The organism is Aliiglaciecola aliphaticivorans (assembly GCF_054782055.1).
This window is the reverse complement of sequence record NZ_BAAGTF010000022.1, coordinates 43,341-66,454: the sequence shown is the minus strand read 5'-3', so window position 1 is coordinate 66,454 and position 23,114 is coordinate 43,341. Positions and strand designations below refer to the sequence as shown.

The 23,114-nt window shown below is 40.8% G+C and carries 18 protein-coding genes; 5 read left to right on the top strand and 13 right to left on the bottom strand.

Annotation, left to right across the window (positions count from 1 at the left end):
- Positions 1-166: 166 nt before the first annotated feature.
- The 6 genes from ACYVIL_RS13160 to phoB form a co-directional block, all read right to left on the bottom strand.
- Complete coding sequence (locus ACYVIL_RS13160) at positions 167-2,818, bottom strand: TonB-dependent receptor domain-containing protein (RefSeq protein ID WP_303472689.1); 2,652 nt, start codon at positions 2,816-2,818, stop codon at positions 167-169.
- 150 nt (positions 2,819-2,968) lie between these two features.
- Complete coding sequence (locus tag ACYVIL_RS13155) at positions 2,969-5,764, bottom strand: hypothetical protein (RefSeq protein WP_460312742.1); 2,796 nt, start codon at positions 5,762-5,764, stop codon at positions 2,969-2,971.
- Between the two features lie 238 nt (positions 5,765-6,002).
- A complete protein-coding gene (locus ACYVIL_RS13150) occupies positions 6,003-6,857 on the bottom strand; it encodes a prolyl hydroxylase family protein (RefSeq protein WP_460312741.1) in 855 nt (284 codons plus the stop codon).
- A 36-nt stretch (positions 6,858-6,893) separates the two neighbouring features.
- On the bottom strand, positions 6,894-7,862 hold the full coding sequence (locus ACYVIL_RS13145; protein ID WP_460312744.1) for a PstS family phosphate ABC transporter substrate-binding protein: 969 nt from the start codon (positions 7,860-7,862) through the stop codon (positions 6,894-6,896).
- Complete coding sequence (gene phoR / locus ACYVIL_RS13140; RefSeq protein ID WP_303472698.1) at positions 7,853-9,184, bottom strand: phosphate regulon sensor histidine kinase PhoR; 1,332 nt, start codon at positions 9,182-9,184, stop codon at positions 7,853-7,855. The genes ACYVIL_RS13145 and phoR overlap by 10 nt, the downstream gene beginning before the upstream one ends.
- A gap of 54 nt (positions 9,185-9,238) precedes the next feature.
- Positions 9,239-9,928 (bottom strand): phosphate regulon transcriptional regulator PhoB, encoded by a 690-nt coding sequence (gene phoB / locus ACYVIL_RS13135; protein ID WP_303472700.1) that lies wholly within the window; start codon positions 9,926-9,928, stop codon positions 9,239-9,241.
- Positions 9,929-10,247: 319 nt separating this feature from the next.
- Here phoB and ACYVIL_RS13130 point away from each other — a divergent pair, with 319 nt between their 5' ends.
- Both ACYVIL_RS13130 and rdgC read left to right on the top strand, forming a co-directional pair.
- Positions 10,248-11,975 carry a sensor histidine kinase gene (locus ACYVIL_RS13130; protein WP_303472702.1) on the top strand — a complete coding sequence of 576 codons (1,728 nt, stop codon included), beginning with the start codon at positions 10,248-10,250 and terminating at the stop codon, positions 11,973-11,975.
- 224 nt (positions 11,976-12,199) lie between these two features.
- Positions 12,200-13,099 carry a recombination-associated protein RdgC gene (gene rdgC, locus ACYVIL_RS13125; RefSeq protein WP_303472704.1) on the top strand — a complete coding sequence of 300 codons (900 nt, stop codon included), beginning with the start codon at positions 12,200-12,202 and terminating at the stop codon, positions 13,097-13,099.
- A 96-nt stretch (positions 13,100-13,195) separates the two neighbouring features.
- Here rdgC and ACYVIL_RS13120 read toward each other — a convergent pair whose 3' ends face one another.
- Positions 13,196-14,029: an HDOD domain-containing protein gene (locus ACYVIL_RS13120; protein ID WP_303472706.1), complete on the bottom strand. Its 834-nt coding sequence runs from the start codon at positions 14,027-14,029 to the stop codon at positions 13,196-13,198.
- 278 nt (positions 14,030-14,307) lie between these two features.
- Here ACYVIL_RS13120 and ACYVIL_RS13115 point away from each other — a divergent pair, with 278 nt between their 5' ends.
- Together ACYVIL_RS13115 and ACYVIL_RS13110 are read left to right on the top strand one after the other, a co-directional pair.
- Positions 14,308-15,987 (top strand): dipeptidyl-peptidase 3 family protein, encoded by a 1,680-nt coding sequence (locus tag ACYVIL_RS13115; protein WP_460312740.1) that lies wholly within the window; start codon positions 14,308-14,310, stop codon positions 15,985-15,987.
- 335 nt (positions 15,988-16,322) lie between these two features.
- Positions 16,323-18,095, top strand: coding sequence for a putative bifunctional diguanylate cyclase/phosphodiesterase (locus tag ACYVIL_RS13110; RefSeq protein ID WP_460312739.1), 1,773 nt, complete (start codon positions 16,323-16,325; stop codon positions 18,093-18,095).
- Here the strand turns inward: ACYVIL_RS13110 and ACYVIL_RS13105 are convergent.
- The 4 genes from ACYVIL_RS13105 to folB are packed head-to-tail and all read right to left on the bottom strand — an operon-like array spanning position 18,092 to position 20,180.
- Complete coding sequence (locus ACYVIL_RS13105) at positions 18,092-18,463, bottom strand: histidine triad nucleotide-binding protein (protein WP_303472711.1); 372 nt, start codon at positions 18,461-18,463, stop codon at positions 18,092-18,094. The two genes, ACYVIL_RS13110 and ACYVIL_RS13105, sit on opposite strands and share 4 nt — an antisense overlap.
- Before the next feature lie 59 nt (positions 18,464-18,522).
- Positions 18,523-19,323, bottom strand: coding sequence for an undecaprenyl-diphosphate phosphatase (locus tag ACYVIL_RS13100; protein ID WP_460312738.1), 801 nt, complete (start codon positions 19,321-19,323; stop codon positions 18,523-18,525).
- Positions 19,320-19,823 carry a 2-amino-4-hydroxy-6-hydroxymethyldihydropteridine diphosphokinase gene (gene folK / locus ACYVIL_RS13095; RefSeq protein WP_460312737.1) on the bottom strand — a complete coding sequence of 168 codons (504 nt, stop codon included), beginning with the start codon at positions 19,821-19,823 and terminating at the stop codon, positions 19,320-19,322. Before folK ends, ACYVIL_RS13100 begins: the two co-directional genes overlap by 4 nt.
- A 3-nt stretch (positions 19,824-19,826) precedes the next feature.
- Complete coding sequence (gene folB, locus ACYVIL_RS13090) at positions 19,827-20,180, bottom strand: dihydroneopterin aldolase (RefSeq protein WP_303472716.1); 354 nt, start codon at positions 20,178-20,180, stop codon at positions 19,827-19,829.
- Between the two features lie 124 nt (positions 20,181-20,304).
- Between folB and plsY the strand changes: the two genes are divergently transcribed.
- The gene (gene plsY, locus ACYVIL_RS13085) at positions 20,305-20,925 is read left to right on the top strand and encodes a glycerol-3-phosphate 1-O-acyltransferase PlsY (protein WP_460312736.1); all 621 of its coding nucleotides are present in this window, start codon (positions 20,305-20,307) and stop codon (positions 20,923-20,925) included.
- A 41-nt stretch (positions 20,926-20,966) separates the two neighbouring features.
- On the opposite strand, the gene ACYVIL_RS13080 is transcribed toward plsY, so the two are convergent.
- Together ACYVIL_RS13080 and tsaD are read right to left on the bottom strand one after the other, a co-directional pair.
- Positions 20,967-21,791 carry a hypothetical protein gene (locus ACYVIL_RS13080; RefSeq protein ID WP_460312735.1) on the bottom strand — a complete coding sequence of 275 codons (825 nt, stop codon included), beginning with the start codon at positions 21,789-21,791 and terminating at the stop codon, positions 20,967-20,969.
- A 231-nt stretch (positions 21,792-22,022) separates the two neighbouring features.
- Positions 22,023-23,036 carry a tRNA (adenosine(37)-N6)-threonylcarbamoyltransferase complex transferase subunit TsaD gene (tsaD, locus tag ACYVIL_RS13075; RefSeq protein ID WP_303472850.1) on the bottom strand — a complete coding sequence of 338 codons (1,014 nt, stop codon included), beginning with the start codon at positions 23,034-23,036 and terminating at the stop codon, positions 22,023-22,025.
- Between the last annotated feature and the right edge of the window lie 78 nt (positions 23,037-23,114).

Here is a 23,114-nt window from a genome sequence, read left to right as displayed (position 1 = left end):
AACCTAAGACTCTTGAACTCTCTTCTTGCGCTAATCGCGCTAGCTTTAACTTAAATACTCTGTGATGTTTGGACATAAAAAGACCCCCAGTAATTGGAATGTCCAACTATTGGGGGTCACTTCATTATGCGGCTTTTTTAATGGTTTACGATTCGTACTAAATCATTTAGAACTCGTATTTAAGCGACAAGTTTATATTTGTGCCTCGAGTTTCCGAACGTAACAATGTGTCTTCAAATTCGATGTCTTTTTGTTGATTCAACATATTCTGCACTCTAAACTTCACAGTTGTATTGAAGTTTGGATAATAGGTATAAACCACATCTAAGGAGTGAAACGGTTGCTCATAACTGTCATCAAATCCATCGATACCAGGTATAAGAATGCGCTCACCAAATACGTTGTAAACCAAAGACGCAGAATGCTCACCATTATCTGAATCGAAACCAAGTTGGGTGTTTACCACATACTCAGAGTGACCAGTTAAACGACGAGTGAGGTTGGTAACCGATGTAGATACACCTGTTTGCTCAACTACATTTTGGCCGTCTAGTTGGATCTCAGAGTCACTTAATGTGAGGTTTCCAGATAAAAACAGATTATCCCAAATACCATCACCAATGAAACCAAGTCCTTTGAGGAATTCAAATTCCACACCATACAACTCACCAGACTCTGCGTTAGCGATACGCACTAGTGGCGGTCCATCCTGTGCAGGTGATTGAACTGATTCAATAGGGCTATCCATATCTTTATAAAATAGAGCCACTGATAAGTTATCACCCTGATCCAAGTACCACTCCCAACGGAAATCGTAGTTTTTGATTTGCGTCGTACGCAAACCAGGTGTACCACCGACAGGGAAATCAGTAAGGGGATCAATATAGGTTGAAGACGCTAGTTCACGAGTATCAGGGCGAACAACGGTTTCACCGTAACTTGCTCTGAATTGCACTTTTTCACTCATGATATATGTCACAGCTAGCGCTGGATAGAAATCGCTTTCTTGGAACGCTAGCTGTGATCGGTCATCTTCGTCTGACAAATCAATTTGATTACTTTTCGGATCAAATGGTACCACCGCCTGACGGTAGTCTTCCCAGCGAACACCACCACTAATACGCCAAGTATTGTCGAAGAAAATATCAGCTTCAAAATAATAGGCATCTATCTTTTGGGCAGCAACATAATCATCACCAGCAATGGTAGTTTCAGACAACAACGGAATGGAAGACAGTTCTGCCGCATCCAAATTCTCATCACTCAGTATGTCGTTAAACACACTACCTACCAATACTGCACTATCAGAAAAACCACGGGTATTGATATCAAAACGTCTGTTTTCAGCGGTTCTCGCTTTACTGACAAAATCACCGCCTACCTTAAATTCCATATCAAAACGATCTATGGCATAGGGGTAGTTAAGATTCCAAGTAAAGTTTTCTACACGGTCATCAAGGCGTTGAAATTGATAACGACCCGCAGTCGTTGCATTGGTTAGGGAACTTTCGGTTTCTTTATCGTAAATACCGTCTTCATTATCATCGGTAAGTATAAAGCGAGTTTCCATTGTACCAGGCGCGTAGCGGGCAGAACGACTTTTGGTATATTGCCAATCAAACCCTAAGAAATTCAAATTAGTGAAAGTATGCTGACCACGAATTTGATTTGTCCACATTTGACGTTCTTCGTAAACAACTTCAAAATCTCTAACTCGCTGTCCATCACTTAACTGAATATTATTGGTGTTACCCACTTTTTCACTAATGGCATCATTGGTGTCGTTTAACGCCACCGTTGTAATGTCAATGCGATGATTGCGGTTGTAGTCAATTCCAAAGTTAGCCATTCCTGAAAAGCGAACACTGTGCTCGGTTACATCCACTTCATCAAAATAACGTGGGAAAGAAATAAGATCACCACTGCGCTGAGCTTGTTCACCAATAAACTGTTCGCTGACGGTCCAGCGATTGTCATAACCAGTAGTGAGCAAGAAGCCGACTCGCCAGTCGTCATCTAAATCAAAGCTATTACCCAGGGATAAATTAAATCCATAATCAGGGTCAACACTTTGTAACACCGGATCATAATCAGTATTAAGCTCTTTCAATAGTTCACGGGCTTCAGTTGAACTGATATTATCTAGAAATTGCTTACTATCCCAAAGCGCGACAATAGAAGCCGGGGCAGCACGGGTTCCATCATCTTCTCCCATCCAATCATCGCCACCACCGTTATATTGATAAGCATCATCAAAATTATCAGTATTTGTGCCGATTTTACCCGTCATATTAAACACAAAATCTGTTGGAATAGATTTCAAACGAATATCTACGTTTCCGCCACCAAACGCCGCAGGCATTGATGGTGAAAAAGACTTTTGTACTGACAAACTTTCAATAATATCCGAAGGAAATAAATCCAAAGGAATTACAGAGCGAGTGGGATCCGGGCTAGGAACCGATGCTCCGTTTAATTGCGTACTAGAATAACGTTCCCCTAGACCACGTACGTAAATGAACTTGCCATCCACTAACGTTAGGCCGGTTACACGGCGAAGTGCCGCTGCAGCATCACCATCACCGGTTCTAGATATTTGATCGGCGCCGAGAATATCTGCTACGAAAGCTTGGTTTTTACGTTCCTGCAGTACAGCTGATGCCGTACCTTTTAGGCGAGTACCGGTAGCAACGACTTCCTCAATTACATCTTCTTCAGAAGCACTCTGGGCAAATAACGATGCGCTTGGCAAAGTTACAGCTGCAAGAATTGCTAAAGAAACTGGCTTGAGAGGAAACCTGTTAAAAGGCGTATTCATTATTAACCTCATTGTCGTACAAACGGCAGCTAAATGCATTCAAAACGATGTTACTGCCTTATACATTGTGTCATTTATCTTAATCGTAAAAGCGCTTTTTCGTTCCCAAAAAAGCGCATATCAAATCTAAAAACGAGTTAATAAAGAACCCTATTCTAGACCGACAGTCCAGCCTGAAGTCCAGTCAGCATCTTCATCAACAGCACCAACGAAGTCAGCGTTATCGAAGAAAGTATCACCGCTAAAATCTTTAGGTGTTACATCAGAGATAGTGAATATTCCGTCTAGAACAGCAGCTTGGTTAGCAGCTACAGCGTTGTCAGTTTGATTGTTTAAGAACCAATCTTCTAAGTCTACGATTGTGTGAGTAGCGCCTTCCGGTAAAGAACCATCTTTAAAGTTCTCGTCGTTTTCACAAGCAATAACAGAGTTAGTGAAAGTGATAGTACCGTCGCCTAGGTTAGTTTGACTTTCCAGTACACCTTCAACTTCGAAGCATTCACCCATTCCTGCAGAACCGGTGATGATAACGTTAGAAAGTTGTGCACCTGTACCTTCACGTAAGTAGATACCTTCAGCATCGTCTTCACCGTCAAAGTCGTTACCAATAATCGTCATGTTAGCGATAGTTGGGTTAGATTGTGGCTCGCTATCTGGAACTGAACCATCGTTGTCGGCTTCAATTGCACGGTTAGCATCTGAGTTATCTTGTGCTTGACGAACTAAGACGTACTGCATGCGACCTACGAAACCATTATCCCAGTCAACACTGTCATCTTGGATATCGGTTAACACTAAGTATTTAACATCAACAGCGCCACCGAAGAACTCAACACCATCATCGGCATTTTTGTGAACTTGTAAATACTCAACAGTCGTACCAGAACCTACACCACCGAAGGTAACACCGTTCAATTCGTTATCAGGTGCAACTTCGAAACCACCGTGCATAACGCGAACATAGCGAAGTGTACCTGAGTTATCAGTTGAATCTGTTCCACCAAATACCGCACCTTCTTGTACACCTTCAATTTGAAGCGCACAGTCTGCGTCAGCAGGGCATTTGTTAGATGGTGCGTTACCTAGAATAACCAAGCCACCCCATTGGCCAGCTTCACCGGCTTCCAATCCACCAATCACAGCTGCAGAAGAAGTTAGGGTTACTGGGTTAGTCGCTGTGCCTTGGGCATCAATTTTAGAGCCACGGCTTACCACTAGATAATCGTTACCTGAAGCGCCGAATACAGTAACACCTGCATCAATTGTCAATGTTGCGCTATCTTCGTTGTCATCTCCAACAAATACCGCACCAGATAATGCATACAAGTTACCTTCTGTAAGGGTCAAATCAGAAGTAATACGACCTGAAATTTCACAGGTATTAGTGACGCCATCAGCAGCTGAAACAGTTGTTGTTCCTGCAGGGCAACCTGAAGCAGTTTGAGTTACTTTAACTGTTCCACCGCCAAAGCCGAATGCCCAACCTTGACGCCAATCGTCATCAGAGGTTACCGCACCAACAAAGGTTGTCGCATCAAAGAAACCATCGATTTGAGAAACATCAGCAGCACCTTCAAGCAACAAAGAGCCTGTCATTGGCGTACCATCGGCATTCAACATAACTGATTCAGACACTCGGTTGTTACGAGACTCTTCTAGGAACCAAGCTTCTAAATCTACGATAGTGTGAGTTGCGCCATCTGGTAAAGCGCCATCTTTGAAATTCTCGCCATTTGTACAAGCCATAACCGAGTTTTCAATGGTAATAGTTCCGTCGGAAAGGTTAGTTTGGCTTTCTAGCACACCTTCAACTTCCAAACATTCACCCATACCATCAGTACCAGTGATAACCATGTTGTAGATTTGTGCACCTGTACCTTCACGAAGATAAACACCTTCTGAATCATCTTCACCATCAAAATCGTTTCCGATAATAGTCATGTTCGCGATAGTTGGATTAGATTGAGGTTCATTGTCAGGAGTAGAACCGTCGTTATCGGCTTCGATACCGCGGTTTGCATCGCCATTGGCGCTATCTTGTTCAATGTAAACATATTGTAGTTTACCTTGGAAACCGTTATCCCAATCAACGCTATCGTCTTGGTTAGAGGTTAAAACAAGGTGTTTAGCAGTAACATTACCACCAAAGAATTCAACACCGTCATCAGCGTTAGCGTGTACTTGGATATAGTCCACCTCGGTAGCAGAACCAACACCACCAAAAGTAATACCATTTAATTCGTTATCTGGAGAAATTTCGAATCCTGCGTACTTAACGACTAAGTAATTCAAAATACCTGAATTATCGTCTTCATCATCTCCACCAAATACCGCACCTTCTTCAACACCTTCGACTTGAAGTGCACAATCCGCATCTGCTGGACATTTGTTTGAAGGAGCGTTACCAAGTAAAACAAGACCACCCCATTGACCCGCGCCAATCTCATCACCGATTACGTCGTTATAAGAAGTCATAATAATTGGGTCTGTTGAAGTACCCATAGCTTCGATTTGTGAACCTCGGCTGACCACTAAATAGTCGCTACCCGTGCTACCGAAAATGATAGTCCCTTCTTCGATTTCTAATACTGTGCTATCGGCGTTATCAGATCCAACAAAAACGGCACCGTCTAATGCCCAAACAGTATCGTTTGTTAGGGTGATTTTTCCGCTACTATCTTCGTCATCATCAGTTAAACGACCTGATAATGTGCGTACTTCAATGGTTTCACCTAAGGCAGTTGAGATCTCTGTGCTTAAAGTAGAATCTACCTCGCCTGGAGCATCGTCAGTTGGAGTAGGAGTTGGTGTCGTAGGCGCGTTATTATTCGTAGTAGTCGTACTATTATCAATATCGCCTTCGCTAATATTAATATCACCACCACAACCAGCAAGTACCAAAGCAGCTGCTATAGCGCTTACTTTAAAGATGTTTTTGATTTCCATCGAGCTCTCCAAATGCGAGTGTTAAATTGTTTCAAGTTTTTATCTATTAGTGACTTGATAACGAAAGTTTTAAAATCGCGAGAAGGTTACCCAAGCTCAATGACAGTTTTGTTACATTACAGAACTGTCACAAAAGTTTCATAATTCCAGGAGTATGTAAATCTATGAATTTTGGAGAAAATCTACCCATCTATCTTGTTTAGGGTTGTGGTAATAGGCAGGGGAAACGCCTATAGACTTATTGGTTAGTTGATTTTCTTGGCTTTTTGCCTTTTGTTACAAAAACATCTTCTCTGAACCATTTCGTAATAACCACCTTTTCTCCTCGGGTAATTGGATGGGCATGATGCAAGGTATCTGTGTTAATAGAACCATTTGGAAGAAGATTATTCCACACTAAAGCCATTCCTCGAGTGGGCTTAAATTTGCGCCCCAGTTTAATAAATTCGGTTTCACCTCCTTCACAATCTTCATTGAGATACACCATAAACGTCCAAGTGCGCTGACCACCATTTTTGCTGTAAATTTTAAAATCGTTGGTGCCTGGCAGAAAATAGTCACAATGGGCTTTGAATTCTTGGCCAACAGCATAGTGTTGAGCTTGGATCACTTCTTTTTCACCAAATCCCAACCCTAAGGTATCAATAATTTTTTCATCGATTTCTTGAGCTAAAGGATCTTTGGTAAAGGGTAGATCACAGGTAGAAGAGGTTCTAAATTTTTGATACGCATCCCCTTCTCTTTCGGGGATCTCCGAAGGCCTCAATTTGGTCTTAGTTAGCGCAATTAGGGCGTCGCACTCCTGTTCCGACAAGAAGTTATTGATTTGCACCATCTGCACTCGAGGATCATCAATCAGTTTCCCATTATACTGCGCTAAGTTCTGCAACAATTTAGGTTGAGATACTTTGGCATAAAAACTTCCATCTTTATTACAACCAGTGCCCGCTGGTAAATTGTTACCAAGGGCATTTTTGGCCGCTTCGAAAGTGAACCCGTTTTGCAAAAGAATCTTCAATATTTCAATACTATCCGTTCCTTGCAATAAATTTTGCAAAACCCAAGATTTCCAATTTTGCGGTAAAGATGACATCTAGATAACCTATATTGATTGATTTAAAGATAACGCTTAGTTCGACGTTAATACCTTTAGTTGTTGCTTTATAAGATCGTTAGGCATACTGACATAGCCATCTCGTTGCACAGCCTGCTGACCTTTTTGGGATAATACAAAACGCAAAAACTCTTCTTCGAGCAAAGGTAAATTTTCATTGGGGGGTTTGTTCACCACCAAATACAAAAAACGCGATAATGGATATTTGCCACTGCTAATGGTTTGCCGGGTCGCAGGAATAAAAGCGCCTGTATGGTCTGCAATAGCCAATGCTTTAACTGCTGCGGTTTTTTGACCAAAACCGGCATAACCGATTGCACCATTGGAATAGGCGACTGATTGAATAACCGAAGCCGACCCGGGCAGCTCGTTGACAGTGGCTTTAAAGTCACCATCACATAAGGCTAATTGTTTAAACAAACCATAAGTACCGGAAACAGAGTTACGTCCAAACACCTGTATTTTCCGGTTGGCGTAACTTCCTGTCACGCCTAACTGCCCCCAATAACGGGTTTCTTGCCGAGAACCACAAAATCGCGTGGCTGCAAAAATACTATCGATCTGTTTAATCGTTAAATTTGAAATAGGATTATTCACATCTACGAACAAGGCGATGGCATCAATAGCGACTTTAATAGAAAGTGGCTGATAACCATGCTGACCGCTGAAATAGCGTAACTCACCGCTGTGCATCTCTCGACTCATGGGGCCAACGTTTGACGTACCTTCAGAAATGGCAGGTGGGGCTGTAGAAGAACCTGATGCCTGAATTTGAAACTTCACCTGGGGATAAAGTTGCTTAAAGTCAACCGCCCAATTCGTCATCAAACTAGCCATGGTATCTGACCCAACAGACGTTATAGAGCCTGCTACCCCGGGTTTCTTTTGATAAGTTTCAGCTGCTTCAACTGGCAGATATAACCCACTACAAAAGATAAATATACAACCTAAAACAACCGCTTTGAGCTGTTTAATCAAGGTAATTTTTCCATTTTATCTGTTGATGGATTTTGCACAGACAACTCACCGGAAAATGAAAAAGAAAACTCACTACCAACCCCTACTTCACTTGTTATTTCTAACTTCGAATTATGATGGGTTAGCACATGTTTCACAATAGACAATCCTAATCCGGAACCACCGGTTTTTCGAGAACGTGCTTTATCCACACGATAAAACCGTTCAGTTAGCCTGTTGAGATGCTTCTCTGGAATGCCTTCACCATTGTCTTTTACGGAAAAATGCGCATGGCCATCGAGCTTCAGCCAATTAACTTCAATTTTCCCAGGGGATGGAGTGTAATGGATAGCATTAAATATTAGGTTTGAAAACGCACTGCGAAGCTCAGTTTCAATACCATAAACTTTTAGGGAAGGCGCAATATTAAAATGAATTTCGTGACCTTTATCTTTATTTAACGCTTCAGCTTCGAGTTGAATGGCTGCCAGCATTTGCGGCACATTCACAGGTTTTTCAAATACCCGCTCTGAACTTGCTTCAATCCGAGATAAAACCAACAACTCTTCCACCAAATTTTGCATTCTTTCTGATTGTGAGCGCATTTCATTAAACGCTTTATTCAAAAATGCAGGCGGGACATTCTCGGTGTTTGGAAGCATTTCTAAGTACCCATTTAAAACCGTTAAAGGGGTACGCAATTCGTGGGAAACGTTAGCGACAAAATCTTTGCGCATTTGTTCAAGCTGCGTTAAGCGTGTGACATCTCGTGCAATAAGCAACAAGTGTTTTTCCCCGTAAGGCATAATACGGTATTCAAATATTTTTTGAACATTAGAAGGCGATGGCACTTCCACTGGATAATCGTATTTACCGCTATGGAAGTATTCAATAAATTTAGGGTGTCGGATTAAATTATCAACTCGACGTCCTGAGTCCTGGGGCCAACGTAATCCCAACTCAATACGCGCAAGCCGATTACACCAAACTATACATGCGTTTGAATCTACCACTACAGTGGCATCGGGTAAGGCTTCCGAACCTTCACGAAATCGTTTTACCATGCGGGTAAGTTCTTTACGCTTACGTCTATTCCGACGTTGTATGTAATAAACTCCCTCATATACATGTTCCCAAAAGCCTGGCACTTTTGGCGGGGTCATTTTTTTACTATGCCAAATCCACCGATTAAATCGGTACATGTGCCATGAGTAAAACCCTAATAACCAAGTGGAACCAAATGCAACAGCGATAGCCAATGCATCAAAGTACACTCCGATTAAAATCACGATTACGTAAAACCCACCGATTCTAAGTAAATTTTTCAACCATGAAAATGGATAGTACATGTATCAATGGATCCTTTGTTGAACGTTTTATTCAACCGATTCGCTGTATAACGATTATACTTTTGCAGAAAAGCGATAACCAGCACCGCGAACGGTTTGAATCATGTCATCATGGGAAAATTTAGAAATTGCTTTACGCAATCTGCGTATGTGAACATCAACCGTTCGATCTTCCACATAAACATTAGTTCCCCAAACATTATCTAACAACTGTTCTCGGCTATAGACTCTCTCAACGTGTGTCATGAAAAAATGTAGCAGCTTAAATTCAGTAGGCCCCATATCCAAAGGTTCCTCTTCTGCCGTTACCCGATGAGAAACAGGATCCAAAACCAGACCGTTTATTGCGATAGGCTCTTCTGCGGAAGTTGGTGTTACCCTGCGCATCACAGCTTTGATTCGCGCAACCAGTTCTTTGGGTGAAAAGGGTTTGGTGATGTAATCATCAGCGCCAGAATCTAAACCGCGCACTTTATCTTCTTCTTCACCACGAGCGGTCAACATAATAATAGGAATATCGCGAGTAAACTCGTGTTGTTTTAGTTTTTTCGCCAACTGTACCCCGCTGCCACCTGGCAACATCCAATCAAGTAAAATTAAATCAGGATAAGGTTCTTTGACTAAATCCAATGCAACTTGATAGTCTTCCGCTTGTTGGGTTTCAAAACCGGACTGTTCTAACACAAAATCAAGCATTTCTCTGATAGGTGCTTCGTCCTCTACCAGCAAAATTTTTCTGGCCATTACTTTTTTCCTGCTCATGATAAAGGCGCCATTATTAGTTTAGGTTGTGACACTTTTATTAAACTTATCATATAAATGTCAAATTTCGGTCATGTTAGGGAAAAGAAAGCTCTGAAAACCATGGTTTAGGGTTAATTATATTTGAATTTTATCTTTCTGTTACAGGTAAACATTTGACCCAGTTAAGAAAGTGTTATTTTTTATGGGAAATCCACATTAACGAAAAACTATTATTCACAGCTTCTTGTTAATTAGACGTTTTACGCATATTCTTTACCTTCTTAAATGGTATAATTACTAGATTCTTAAAGGTTCGTGAATGGCTAGAGTCAAAACGGGTTTGTCTAAAAAGTTGTTGACACGCGTGCTGTCCGTTTACTTCGTACTGACGCTAGTCGTCACTGTGGGGCAAATTCTTACAGAATATTTAAATGCCAAGAATCATATTCAAAGCGAACTGCAAACACTCAAAAATACCTTTAGCGTAAGTTTAACGCGGGCAATTTGGGAGCTCAATTATATCCAAGCTGACGACTTAGCTAACGGCTTGATGGCCCTTCCCATTGTAGAAGGGGTGCAAATTCGAGATGAAAATGGCGCATTTATTGCCAACACAGGGCGTACTTCTAAGTTGCCCGCAGAAATGATCACTTCAGGCATCATGCTCGACCATCCAGGAGGCACCTTCGGTTATTCTTTCCCGCTTATTTTCGAGTTCTCTGGACGAAGATCACACGTCGGTGATGTTACCTTGTACTCAAGCGCTAGTATTATATTTGGTCGCATCGAAGTTGGCGTATTTTTCTTAATTGGAAATGCCATCATTAAAACTGCGTTTTTAGTTTTTCTATTTTTAAATGCCTTCCGTCAAATGCTTACGGATCCCCTGGAAGAATTAACCCAGCAAATTAGTGAATTCGATGTTAATCGCCCAGAATCATCTAAATTGCACCTTCATATCGAAGATGACAATGAATTGAAACTGTTGCAGGTATCATATAACGAATTAATTGATGACTTAATTGACTACAAACAAAAGCTTAGAGCCACTCGAAACGACCTCACAGAAGCTAACCGTAGACTCGATGATCAAAACATTATGCTGGAACAAGAAGTAGCTAAGAAAACCGCTTCCTTAAGTAAAATAATGTTGGATCTAGAACAGCAGAAAGATGAATTAATTGTTAATCAACGAGAGTTACGACAAGAAAACGAAAATCGTCAATATATTGAAGATGAATTGCGAAAACGTAATACAGAATTGGCAGATTCAATGGAAACGGTGAAAATCGCCAAAGACCAGTTAATCGAATCTGAGCGCATGGCGTCACTCGGTGGCTTGGTCGCTGGCATTGCTCATGATGTCAATACCCCCATCGGCGTAGGGGTTACCGCTGCCAGCTTTTTACAAGAGCGGATCAAGAATCTACAAACAGCATATGAAGAAAAAACCTTAACCGGTAAAACAATGAGCACATTTTTATCAGAAGCAAACCAAACTACTGAATTATTAATGGGTAACTTGAATCGCGCTTCTGACCTGATCTCTAGTTTCAAGCAAGTCGCCGTTGATCAAACCAGTGAAGCCATTCGTGATGTTGATCTTAAACTTTATATTCATGAAGTCATTCAATCATTGGCACCAAATTTCAAAAAGACATCCCACTCAATTAGCGTTAATTGCCCCGAGAAGTTAGTCGTAAAATGCGCTCCAGGAGCCATTGCTCAAATTTTTACCAATATGATTATGAATTCCTTAATCCATGGCTTAGATGAAAAAGAAAACGGTAAAATAACCATTGACGTTTGCCAACAAAATGACGAAGTGGTGATTAAATATGCCGACGACGGTAAAGGCTTATCTGAAGAAAACTTAGATCGCCATTTTGATGCATTTTACACAACTAAGCGTGGGAAAGGTGGAAGTGGTTTAGGCACTCACATAATGTATAACTTAGTGACGCAAGCGTTAGATGGCAGAATTACCGCTCAAAGTGCCGAAGGTGAAGGCTTGAGCTATGAAATTAGATTTCCTTTGCAATCTTAATATGTTTCGTACACTTCACAGCTACCGCTGGTGAAGGTTTCAAAAGAAACCTCTAATCACGCTAGTTAGTAGCCAAATACACTCACAGATAATCGATTATTGTGCAAGACGCATTGCCCATAAACATGTTAGTCTTCGCGCCTTTCCTTGTATTTTTCTAAAACTAAATAATCCATGTGGTTTTAGAGTTAAATACCAAATAAAAACTGACTAAAGTAGAGAATATGTGGTTTAAAAATCTAAAACTCTTTGCCATTACGCAAACACTAGACTGGCAAGAAGATGACGTTGAGCAAAAGCTAGCAGAATTTAAATTTCGCCCTTGCAATAGCCAAGAGTTATCCACTATGGGTTTCTCATCTCCTTTTGAATCTGGCAGTACTTTACTGCACAGTGCCCAAGGCCGAATTTGGATTACCCTTAAAAAACAAGAGCGTATCCTACCCGCTGTAGTCGTGAATGCGGAACTTGCGGAAAAAGTGGCTCAAATTGAAACGGAAACCGGTTCAGCGGTTGGTAAAAAAGCCAAGCAAGACTTAAAAGAAGAAATTATTCGTCGATTATTACCCCAAGCCTTTACCAAAAATAGTTTTACCCATGGCTTCATTTCCATTAAAGATAATTTGGTTGTGGTAGATGCATCCGCTGACGGTAAAGCCGAAGTGTTTCTAGCGATGATCCGTAAGGCCATGACATCACTGCCGGTAGTGCCCTTGTCTCGTACAAGCATCCAAGGCGAGTTAACAAACTGGATAAAAGATTCTGCAGCACCAAGTGATGTGGTGTTGTTGGAAGAAGCTGAACTTCGAGGTCAAGGGGAAGAAGACAGCATTGTTCGGGTTAAAAACCAGCCGCTTTTAGAAGATGAAATTCTCAATCACATTGAAGCGGGTAAATTTGTCCATAAACTAGCCATAGAGTGGGATGAAAGTCTCACAGCAATGTTAGAAGAAGATTTATCGGTTAAACGTCTTAAATTTACCGATGTGGTTAAAGAGCAAAACGATGATATCCCTAAAGAAGATAAGCTAGCACGTGTCGATGCTGACTTTACGTTGATGTCTGGCGAAATCGTGCGCTTTTCCCAATGGTTAATAAAAACCTTCGATTTAGATCAAGATTAATCCGCGATTGAATTTTTTAGCCCTCAAATAAAAATGCTGTATTAGGGATATTCTCTAATACAGCATTGTTTTAATAGTGACTAAAATGTTGGGTTATTATGCGAAGACAGATTTTGCACTGGCTCTAGCATCAATAAATTCAGGACTGTCTAATATGCTTAAATCTTCAATTATTTTCTTCTCTAAACATATTTTCAACACTGCATCTTTTTGACTATCAAATACCCCACTGAGTGCAGCACCGAGCCTTACAAAATCAATTAAACTAATATCTTGTTCTTGATAACTCATATCTCGCCACTTTTCAGCAATGTTGACAAATTGCTCGTCAAAATCCCACTGGCGCATAATTTTGCCACCAATATGGCCTGATAATTTGATAATAGAAGTATTTAAAAATGTGGGATTAGCAAACACTTCTTCATGACGCTCTGCTTCCGTTAAAATAGGTAATACACCTATATTATAAACCAAACACGCAAGGGTTAATGTATCTAAACTCAAATAGCGCTTTTTACTTTTCTCGGTAAACTGCAGTGCCGCAACCGAATAAGAAAGACTTTCAATGGTTTGTGCCCACATTTTAGCAATGTAATTTTTGACCAATTCGTTTTTCGAAACAAAAAGCTGCTCCATTGCCAAAGCCGTTGAAATATTTTTGATTTGGCTAAGACCAATTCGGGTTACAGCTTGTGATACCGATGTTACCTTGACTGCTCTGCCTAGATAAGCACTATTTGAAATTTTAATGATGCGAGCACTTAACGAGGGATCTTGTGCAATGATATCGCCCATTGAGTTTAGATTTATGTTCGGATCATCTGCAGTGCGTCTGACTTTCAGCGCTATTGCGGGAAGTGTTGGTAAAACAATCGTATCATTCTTAATTTTCTCAACCAGAATGGTTAACAACGCGTTTTCTGTGGACATGTTTCTTCCTATTTAATTGAGCGATGACCTACTCGACATTGAAAATGAAGGCAGCCGTATCAATATTTAGTTTGATGAGTATATTCATCTCCATGGAATTGATAAACTTAAGGTAATTTAAGGTCTAGTTCTTAATATAGCAGTTAATTCGTTACCTAAATTAATAAGATAATTTAAACTGCACTTTTCAATATATAGACTATAAACTACGCATAGCACTTTAAATTTGCAATTCAATTATTTATGCATTCAATAAAAAAAACAAATTAGGATGAGCAATGATTAGAAAAAATCTCCTCGCGTTAACCCTTTCTGCGCTGTTTTTAACCGCCTGTTCAGATTCTTCGAAGCAGACACAAGTAACAAGTCCGCAAGCTCCCGCTAAAGTAGAAAAAATAGAGTTGGTTGCTGATGCAGAAGAACGCCTAGACATATATTTTCCAGTGACTTTAACAGCAGATTTATCTGCTTATAGTGAAAACCAGAAAAACATGCTGTCCCTTCTCATTGATGCATCGAAGATTATGGACGATCTGTTTTGGATGCAGGCATTTAGTCAACCTAAACAAGCATTTTTAGACGCATTGGACGATCCAAAAGTACGTCAATTTGCAGAAATTAATTATGGACCTTGGGATAGATTGAACGGTGATAAGCCTTTCTTAACCCAAACCCAAGCAAAACCCTTAGGAGCCCAATTTTACCCCGAAGACATGAGTAAGGAGGAATATTTAGCCAGTGACATAAAACGCAAAGATAATCTTTACTCTATGGTTTCCCGTGATGAGAAGGGAAAATTAATAGCGGTGCCCTACTCGGAATATTTTGCGGATGAATTGCAGGCAGCTGCTGATTTACTCCTAGAAGCTTCAAAATTAGCGGAGAATCCAGCATTTGGAAATTATTTAACAATGCGAGCTGAGGCTTTAATAACGGATAATTATCAACCTTCTGATTTCGCTTGGATGCAAATGAAGGATAACCCCATTGAATTGGTGATAGGACCCATTGAAACTTATGAGGACCAATTGTTTGGATACCGTGCAGCTTTTGAAGCTTATGTTTTACTAAAAGATCTCAGTTGGAGCGAACGTTTAGCTAAATACGCGGCTTATTTGCCTGAACTGCAACATGGTCTGCCTGTAGCTGATGAATATAAAGCAGAAATGCCAGGCAGCAACGCTGATCTTAATGCTTATGACGTTATCTACTATGCAGGCCATTCAAACGCCGGAAGTAAAACTATAGCCATTAATTTACCCAATGATGAAGAAGTGCAACTCAAAAATGGGACGCGCAGACTACAGCTCAAAAACGCAATGCAGGCAAAGTTTGAGCACATTTTGGTTCCTATATCTGACTTGTTAATCACCCCAGAGCAGCGCAAACATATCACCTTTAACGCTTTTTTTGCGAATACCATGTTTCATGAGGTAGCCCACGGCTTAGGGATTAAAAATACCCTTGATGGAGAAGGAACTGTCAGAGGTGCATTAAAAGAGCATGCCTCAGCCTTAGAAGAGGGCAAAGCTGATATTCTAGGTTTATATATGGTTGAACAACTTCTCAAAAAAGGCGCTATCAGCGAAGGACAACTGGAAGACTACTATGTGACGTTTATGGCCGGTATTTTCCGTTCTGTGCGCTTTGGTGCATCCAGTGCTCATGGTAAAGCCAATATGATTCGATTTAATTTTTTCCAGGAAATGGGCGCTTTTAGTCGAGATGAGAATGGTCTCTACCAAGTCAATATGGAAAAGATGGGCGAGGCAATAGCAGCATTATCTGAAGTCATTCTAACCTTGCAAGGAGATGGTGATTATCAAGGTGTTAGTCAATTAGTAGCCGACAAAGGCATTATCAAAGACGTGCTTGCTGAAGATTTACAAAAACTCACGGATGCCAATATTCCCGTAGATATTACGTTTAAACAAGGCAAAGAAGTGCTTAGACTTTAGTCTAAAAAAATAGATCAACGCTTTGTAAGTGTTCACAACACCTACAAAGCGTGATTAAATAAGTTCAAGTCGCAAGGCTAGTATTGAATTAGTAAAGTAGTAAAGTAGTGAGAACAATCGATTAGCTAGAATGATTCGCCACATCATGGGCCTTTAGGCCTTTTAAGAATATGAGGCACTCCAATTAAACCGAACTTAGCACTTCAGGAAAAACATCGACAGGATGCTGCCGATATTTTGTACTCTAATGGCTAAGTCTTGTTGCCTCCTCTCTTCTTGTGTTCGGTTTTAGCAATTCAGAAATTGATACCTTTAAAACCTATTGGTGGATATCAATGATGGTGCTACTACTAGTGCGAATGGCGGATAGCTATTTTTGGCTCAGAAAAAACAAGTCTACTAAGAGCAATGGCAAACAATCTATTTTACGGTTCTCAGTCGGTACCATAGCAACGGCAAGCATGTGGTGTATTTATTGTCTTGTCCTGTTTCCCTACATAGATACTATTGAGCTGGCGTTTAACATCATTATAGTTTCAGCCATGGCCGGGGGTGCGAGCACTGTCTTGGCCGGTAATAAAATTACCGCAATGTTGTATTGTGGAATTTTATTAATTCCATTTTCAATCGCATTATTGTTAGCCCCAGAGTTCCACGAATATATATTAGGGTTACTGGGGATGTCGTTTGGTTGCGTTATGTTAATTACAGCAAACAAATCTGCTAACTTTACAGCTTTAGCAATACGTTTGAAGAATGAAAATGCAGTTTTAGTTGAAGATATGGAAGCGGAAGTTACGGCTAGAACAAGGCAAATATACGAACTTTCCAATATTGACCCCCTTACAGGCCTGTTTAATCGAAATGCCTTTCTAACTCATCTGCGCAACAATATTGAAGACAGCCAAAATGCAAACGAAGCCTTGGCTTTACTGTTTATTGATTTAGATGGCTTTAAAAAAATCAACGATACCATTGGTCATGAAACAGGCGATATGGTTTTGAAACAGACCGCAGATAGATTAAAAGAAATTTACCAAAACCATCAACTTATATGTCGTTGGGGGGGAGATGAATTTTTAGTCGCGGTAGAAAACGCGAGTCAAGATAAAGCAATTATACTTGCGGACAGCTTAATAAAGCGTATTTCTGAACCTTATATCTTCTCTCACAATCGTTTATCAATTAGTGCCACTATTGGTATTGCTATGTTTCCTGAACATGCCACGCAAGAAAATGTCCTTATCCAACTTGCCGATACTGCAATGTACTATCAAAAAAAAGCATTTCCCTCTACGGCAGGGGTTTTTTCCGCCCATCTTGGTAAACAACTCGCTCGAGAACAACGCTTAAAAGACGGATTAAGCGAAGCCATTGAAAATCAGCAACTTAGACTGGTTTTTCAACCTATAGTGGATAGTGAAACCTTTCAGCCAGTTGCTTTTGAAGCTTTATTAAGGTGGCAACTTGTTAACGAAAATATTCCTCCTTACGAGTTTATTTCTATCGCCGAACAATATGGCCAAATTCGAAAGATTGGCGCCTGGGTGCTCAATCAAGCATGCATAGCCGCAAAATCGTGGCAATCTCAAATGCCCTTGTCCGTCGCTGTGAATGTCAGCGTTATTCAATTGCAAGATGATGACTTCATTGACATTGTAGAGCAAGCCTTAGTCGACTCGGGCCTAGCTGCACAGTATCTGCATATCGAAATTACAGAATCGGTGTTTGCCGCAGACAAAGAAACCTTATTGGATAAGATATCTTGCCTTCAACAGCGGGGAATTAAAGTTTCTATTGATGATTTCGGCACAGAATATTCTTCATTATCAGTGATCCAAGAATTATCTGCTAACAAAGTTAAAATTGATAAAGCTTTTGTGGACAGTTTAGATAGTAGTGGTATGCCAATTGTTAATGCGGTACTGCATATTGCTAAAGCCTTTGGTTACGATGTAGTCGCCGAAGGCGTTGAAACTTTACAGCAAGCAGAAACCTTAAGAAAAGCAGGTATTAATCACCTCCAAGGGTTTTATTTTGCTAAACCCTTGGAGTCATCCCTTCTAAAACAATACTTGAAGGGGCGAGCTTTACCACTAATAGATTAAGGAAGTGGCTGTTTGAGGGTGTCTTGATACGGTGGCCATCCCATTGGTTTGCCGGCTAAAACATGTAAATGAATATGATAAACAGTTTGCCCGCCATCCATATTACAATTCATCACAGCGCGATAGCCATTTTCTGCAAAGCCTTGTTCTTTGGCTATTTGAGCCGCAGCAATGTAAAGTTGCCCAACGATTTCCGCATCTTCTGCTTGAATATCATTAATAGTCGCAATGGCTTTTTTAGGAATCACAAGAAAGTGCACAGGAGCTTGGGGGTTAATATCCTTGAATGCTAATACCTGATCATTTTCGAAAATGATCTCAGCGGGGATCTCCCGATTGATTATTTTTGTAAAGATAGTTTCAGACACAATGACACTCCAACATAATTAGCTTTAAACAATCAGTTTTAAAAATAGAAAACCACGATTTACCAAAAAACGAAACCAAGTAAAACAGCACCTAGCACTAACCGATATATGACAAATGGCAGCATGCCAATTTTGGATATCCAAGAAAGAAACAAAAAGATACAAGCATAAGCGCTGATGAATGACAGGCCGATACCATAGAAAAGTGCTTCCCACTCAACGGCGGTGTCAGCTTGCAACAGATCTAAAGTGGCTAACAATCCAGCCCCTAATATAACAGGTATGGACAATAAGAAAGAAAACCGTGCGGCACTCTCTCGATTCATACCCAACATTAATCCAGCGGTCATAGTAATACCTGAGCGGGATGTGCCAGGTATGAGTGCAATTGCTTGGGCTAGGCCAATAAAAAGCGCATTTTTCCATGTTAACTGATAAATATTTTTAGTTAGCTTGCCGGTAACATCGGCATACCATAGTAACAAGCCAAAGACGATGGTCGTAAAGGCGATGACTAACGCTGAGCGAGCGTACTCTTCTATCAAGTCTTTGGCGACAAAACCAATTACTACGGCTGGAATAGTGGCTAAAATAACCCACCAGGCTAACTTACTGTCATCGCTTTGCTGTTTACTGAAGCCAGACTGCAACCAAGCTACCATCATGCGGACAATATCAGCGCGAAAATAGATCATAACAGCAAGCAAGCTGCCAACATGAACCGCTACATCAAAGGCTAATCCCTGATTTTGCCAACCCAGTAATTCAGAAGGAAGTATTAAATGGGCTGAGCTTGATATAGGCAAAAATTCAGTTATGCCTTGAATAATGGCTAACACAATAATTTCGAACAAAGTCATAATGTCGCAGGTCTCCAGTTAAATTCAATCGTCCATAATTTCTGTTGGCTTTGATCGTAATCTTCCAACATTGCGGCAATACTTCTTTGGTGAACGGGATGTATTACATTTCCAGCAATTTCACTCAGAGGCAGTAAAACAAAGGCATTATAATCAATTTCATGGCGAGGTAGTACAACTCCATCTTCGGTTACAACATCATCAAACAAGAGTAAATCGAGATCCAATGTTCTAGGAGCGAATTTTTTTTCGCCTCTTATCCGACCATTTTGGTTTTCTATGGATTTGAGGATCTCACACACTTGTTGCACAGATTTTGTGGTTTTAGCCCCCACAACCAAATTGTAAAAATGTGAGCCGCTAAATCCAACAGCCTCGCTTTCATACACATTCGATAAGGTTAATTCGCCAAACTCGGCAAATAATCCATCCAGCCCAGCGCGAGTATATTTGTCTCGTTCAACGTTACTACCAATACTAATATAAATTTGATGCAACATTAGTTAAGGATTTTCCCGAAAAAGTTCAACTGTCACTGCGTTGGCATTGGGCAATATGTTGGGTTTAGACAGCGATATTTTAGCGCTTTTAACGCCGCTATAACTCAAAAGATGTTGAATGATATGATTGGCTAATGCTTCTAATAGTTGAAATTTACTATTAAACGCAATTTCTTCCACGGCAAAGGCTAAAGCAGCATAGTCGATAGTATCTTTGACATCATCTGAGGTTCCAGCGGTGCGCAAATCCAACGATAATTCAATATCAATTAATAGTGGTTGTTTTGCCTCTCTTTCCCAATCGTAAACCCCAATTAGTGATTTGACTTGTAAGCCTTGTATAATAATTTTGTCCATGACAGATCCGCGCTGTTATAATATCTATATGCGGTAAAGTGACGACTTATGTGAGAAGCTAACACAAGATCACATTTACCCGGTTACTGGTTCGAGAGTTTAACGTGTTAGGAAGACCAAGTATATGACAGCACTAACAATATTGATGATCGCTTCTGCCTATTTGGCCGGTTCTATATCCAGTGCAATGCTTGTCAGTAATTTATTTTATTTACCTAACCCCCGTCTACATGGTTCTAGAAATCCGGGTGCTACCAATATATTGCGATTGGGTGGCAGGTTACCTGCCGTATTAGTACTCTTGTTCGATGTGTTAAAAGGTACCATACCTGTTTGGTTTAGTTATTACCTAGGGTTTTCACCTCTGTTGCTTGGATTTGTCGCAATAGCAGCATGTTTAGGGCATATATTTCCGTTATTTTTTAGTTTTAAGGGGGGAAAGGCGGTAGCCACCGCATTTGGTGCCATGTTACCCATAGGCGTGGAATTGGCAGGGGCATTAATTGCTTGTTGGGGGTTAGTCGTATTCGCCACTGGTTATTCTTCATTAGCAGCCATATCCGCAGTCGCTTTATCTCCAGTTATTACTTACTTCGTTAAACCCGAGTATACCTTGCCCGTAAGCATGTTAGCTGTGCTGATAATCTTGCGCCACAAAGCGAACCTTTTGCGGTTAGTGCGTGGTCAGGAAAGTAAGATATGGGAAAAAGGTAAAGGCCGAGGATTTAAAAAGCCATCTAAATAAAGATGGCTATTTACGAGCTTAAATCAGATTAATTAACGATATTATTTTTTTCGACAAACTCTAATCAACCCTATCCCCACCAAAATGAGCATTATTGTAGGCACATTGGGCACACCAATGGGTTCATCGGATGTGGCTAAAAAGGCAAAGGCATTCAATGCAAAAATACCATTATCATTTAAAGGGTCAAATTGCGCCTGAGTAGTGAACATATCTATATCCGCTACCACAATAAGCGAACCTGAGCCTGCTGCATATTGTCCAGCTCCCCAGGCAGCAGCGATAACTTGGTTTTCAGTATTCATTCCAATAATACTGCCATTGGCATTGAGTACATCCGCAGTTGACAAGAAACCTTCTTCTCCACCACCTTGGGTTACATTGTTAGCAACACCAAAGGGTCCATCAAATAAGGGCTCAATGCCATTTACTGGGGTGATAGCCGTCTGCCCTACCGTAGGAATGCCCAACAAAGCACCAATACCGTCGCGCCCAGAGCTATCCTGCATCAACCAGAGATCTCCACCGTTCAAAAAGAAATCGACCACATCAGCATGATAAGCGCTTGATTCTGATACATTCCACCACGGAGCGATAAAACCATCCACCCCAGCTAGCCCTGCAGCATCAGGTATGATATCCATTGTAGTAATAGATTCATTAACCACTCCTCCAGCACCAAAAAATAAAGGATTCTCTAAAGCATTTCGAAAATCGGTTATAAAACTGCCACCGTCCCAAGAGTACCCAGAGTTTGATGTTTGTAATGATGAATTTGGTCCCCCTACCAAATAGGCTTGGGCTGAAAACATTGGTAGCAACGTGCAAAAACAAATTAGAATATTTTTTAAAGTAAATTTACGCATAAACTTTTCCTTGTTTAAAAAAAGCCTCAATTCTAAGCAATTTCACCAGAATCAAGGTGTTCATTTTTTATACAGCATGAAGCGTGCCAGCGTAATAAAATCAAGTAGTTAAAAAACTGCTGTTTATAAATTGTAAATTTACTTGACACTTAATGTAAAAAGAGCCATCAAATTCAAAGCGTTTTTGAACATCGCGCTTTTAAAATATTTCTGTTTTAAGGGGATCTTGGATTATATGGCAGGCAAAGTATCAAGGGACCATCGCGGTTTGGCTTTACTATTTAAAGACTCAACCTGCCCCGCTTTAAGTCGTTGCAAACCAGCATAGGCAATCATGGCACCATTGTCAGTGCAAAATTCTAAGCGTGGGTAATACACCTTTCCATTTATTTTTTTCATCATTGTCTCTAACTGAGTTCTTAGCATTGAATTGGCACTAACACCGCCAGCGATGACCAAGCGTTTCAATCCAGTTTGTTTCAGTGCGCGTCGACATTTGATGGCCAATGTATCGACTACCGCCTCTTGGAATGCATAAGCAATATCGGCTTTTGTTTGCTCATTTAAGGTTTCGCTGCGAATTGTATTGGCGGCGGCGGTTTTTAACCCGCTAAAGCTAAAATCCAACCCGGGTTTTGAGGTCATGGGCCGTGGGAATTCAAATCGGCCAGGTGTGCCAGCCTCAGCTAGTTTGGCTAACAAAGGGCCACCAGGGTAATCAAGACCCATCATTTTTGCGGTTTTATCAAAGGCTTCCCCTGCGGCATCATCCACTGACTCACCCAGTACTTGGTACTGACCAATACCTTCTACCTTCACCATCATTGTATGCCCGCCGGACACTAATAAAGCAATAAAAGGAAATTCAGGTTTAGGATCGTCAAGCATAGGCGCTAACAAATGACCTTCCATATGATGAACGCCTACAGCAGGCACCCCCCAAGCAAAAGCTAAACTTCTGCCAACCGACGCCCCAACTAATAAAGCCCCGATCAGACCAGGGCCTTGAGTATAAGCTATACCATCAATCTGATTAGCGTGGGTATTGGCATCAGACATGGCTTTTTTGATCAATGGAACAATTTTCCGTACATGATCTCTTGAGGCTAATTCAGGTACTACCCCACCGTAATCAGCATGTAATTTAACTTGGCTATATAATTCGTGGGAAAGCAGTCCGTGCTGATCATCTAAAATCGCCACGCCAGTTTCGTCACAGGAAGTTTCGATTCCTAAAATTCGCATATTCAATTATACTCTGCTTGAAAATTCCTCGAAGTTTACCTTTGCACCTTCAAAGACGCTAGGGTTCTGCTAATTTAA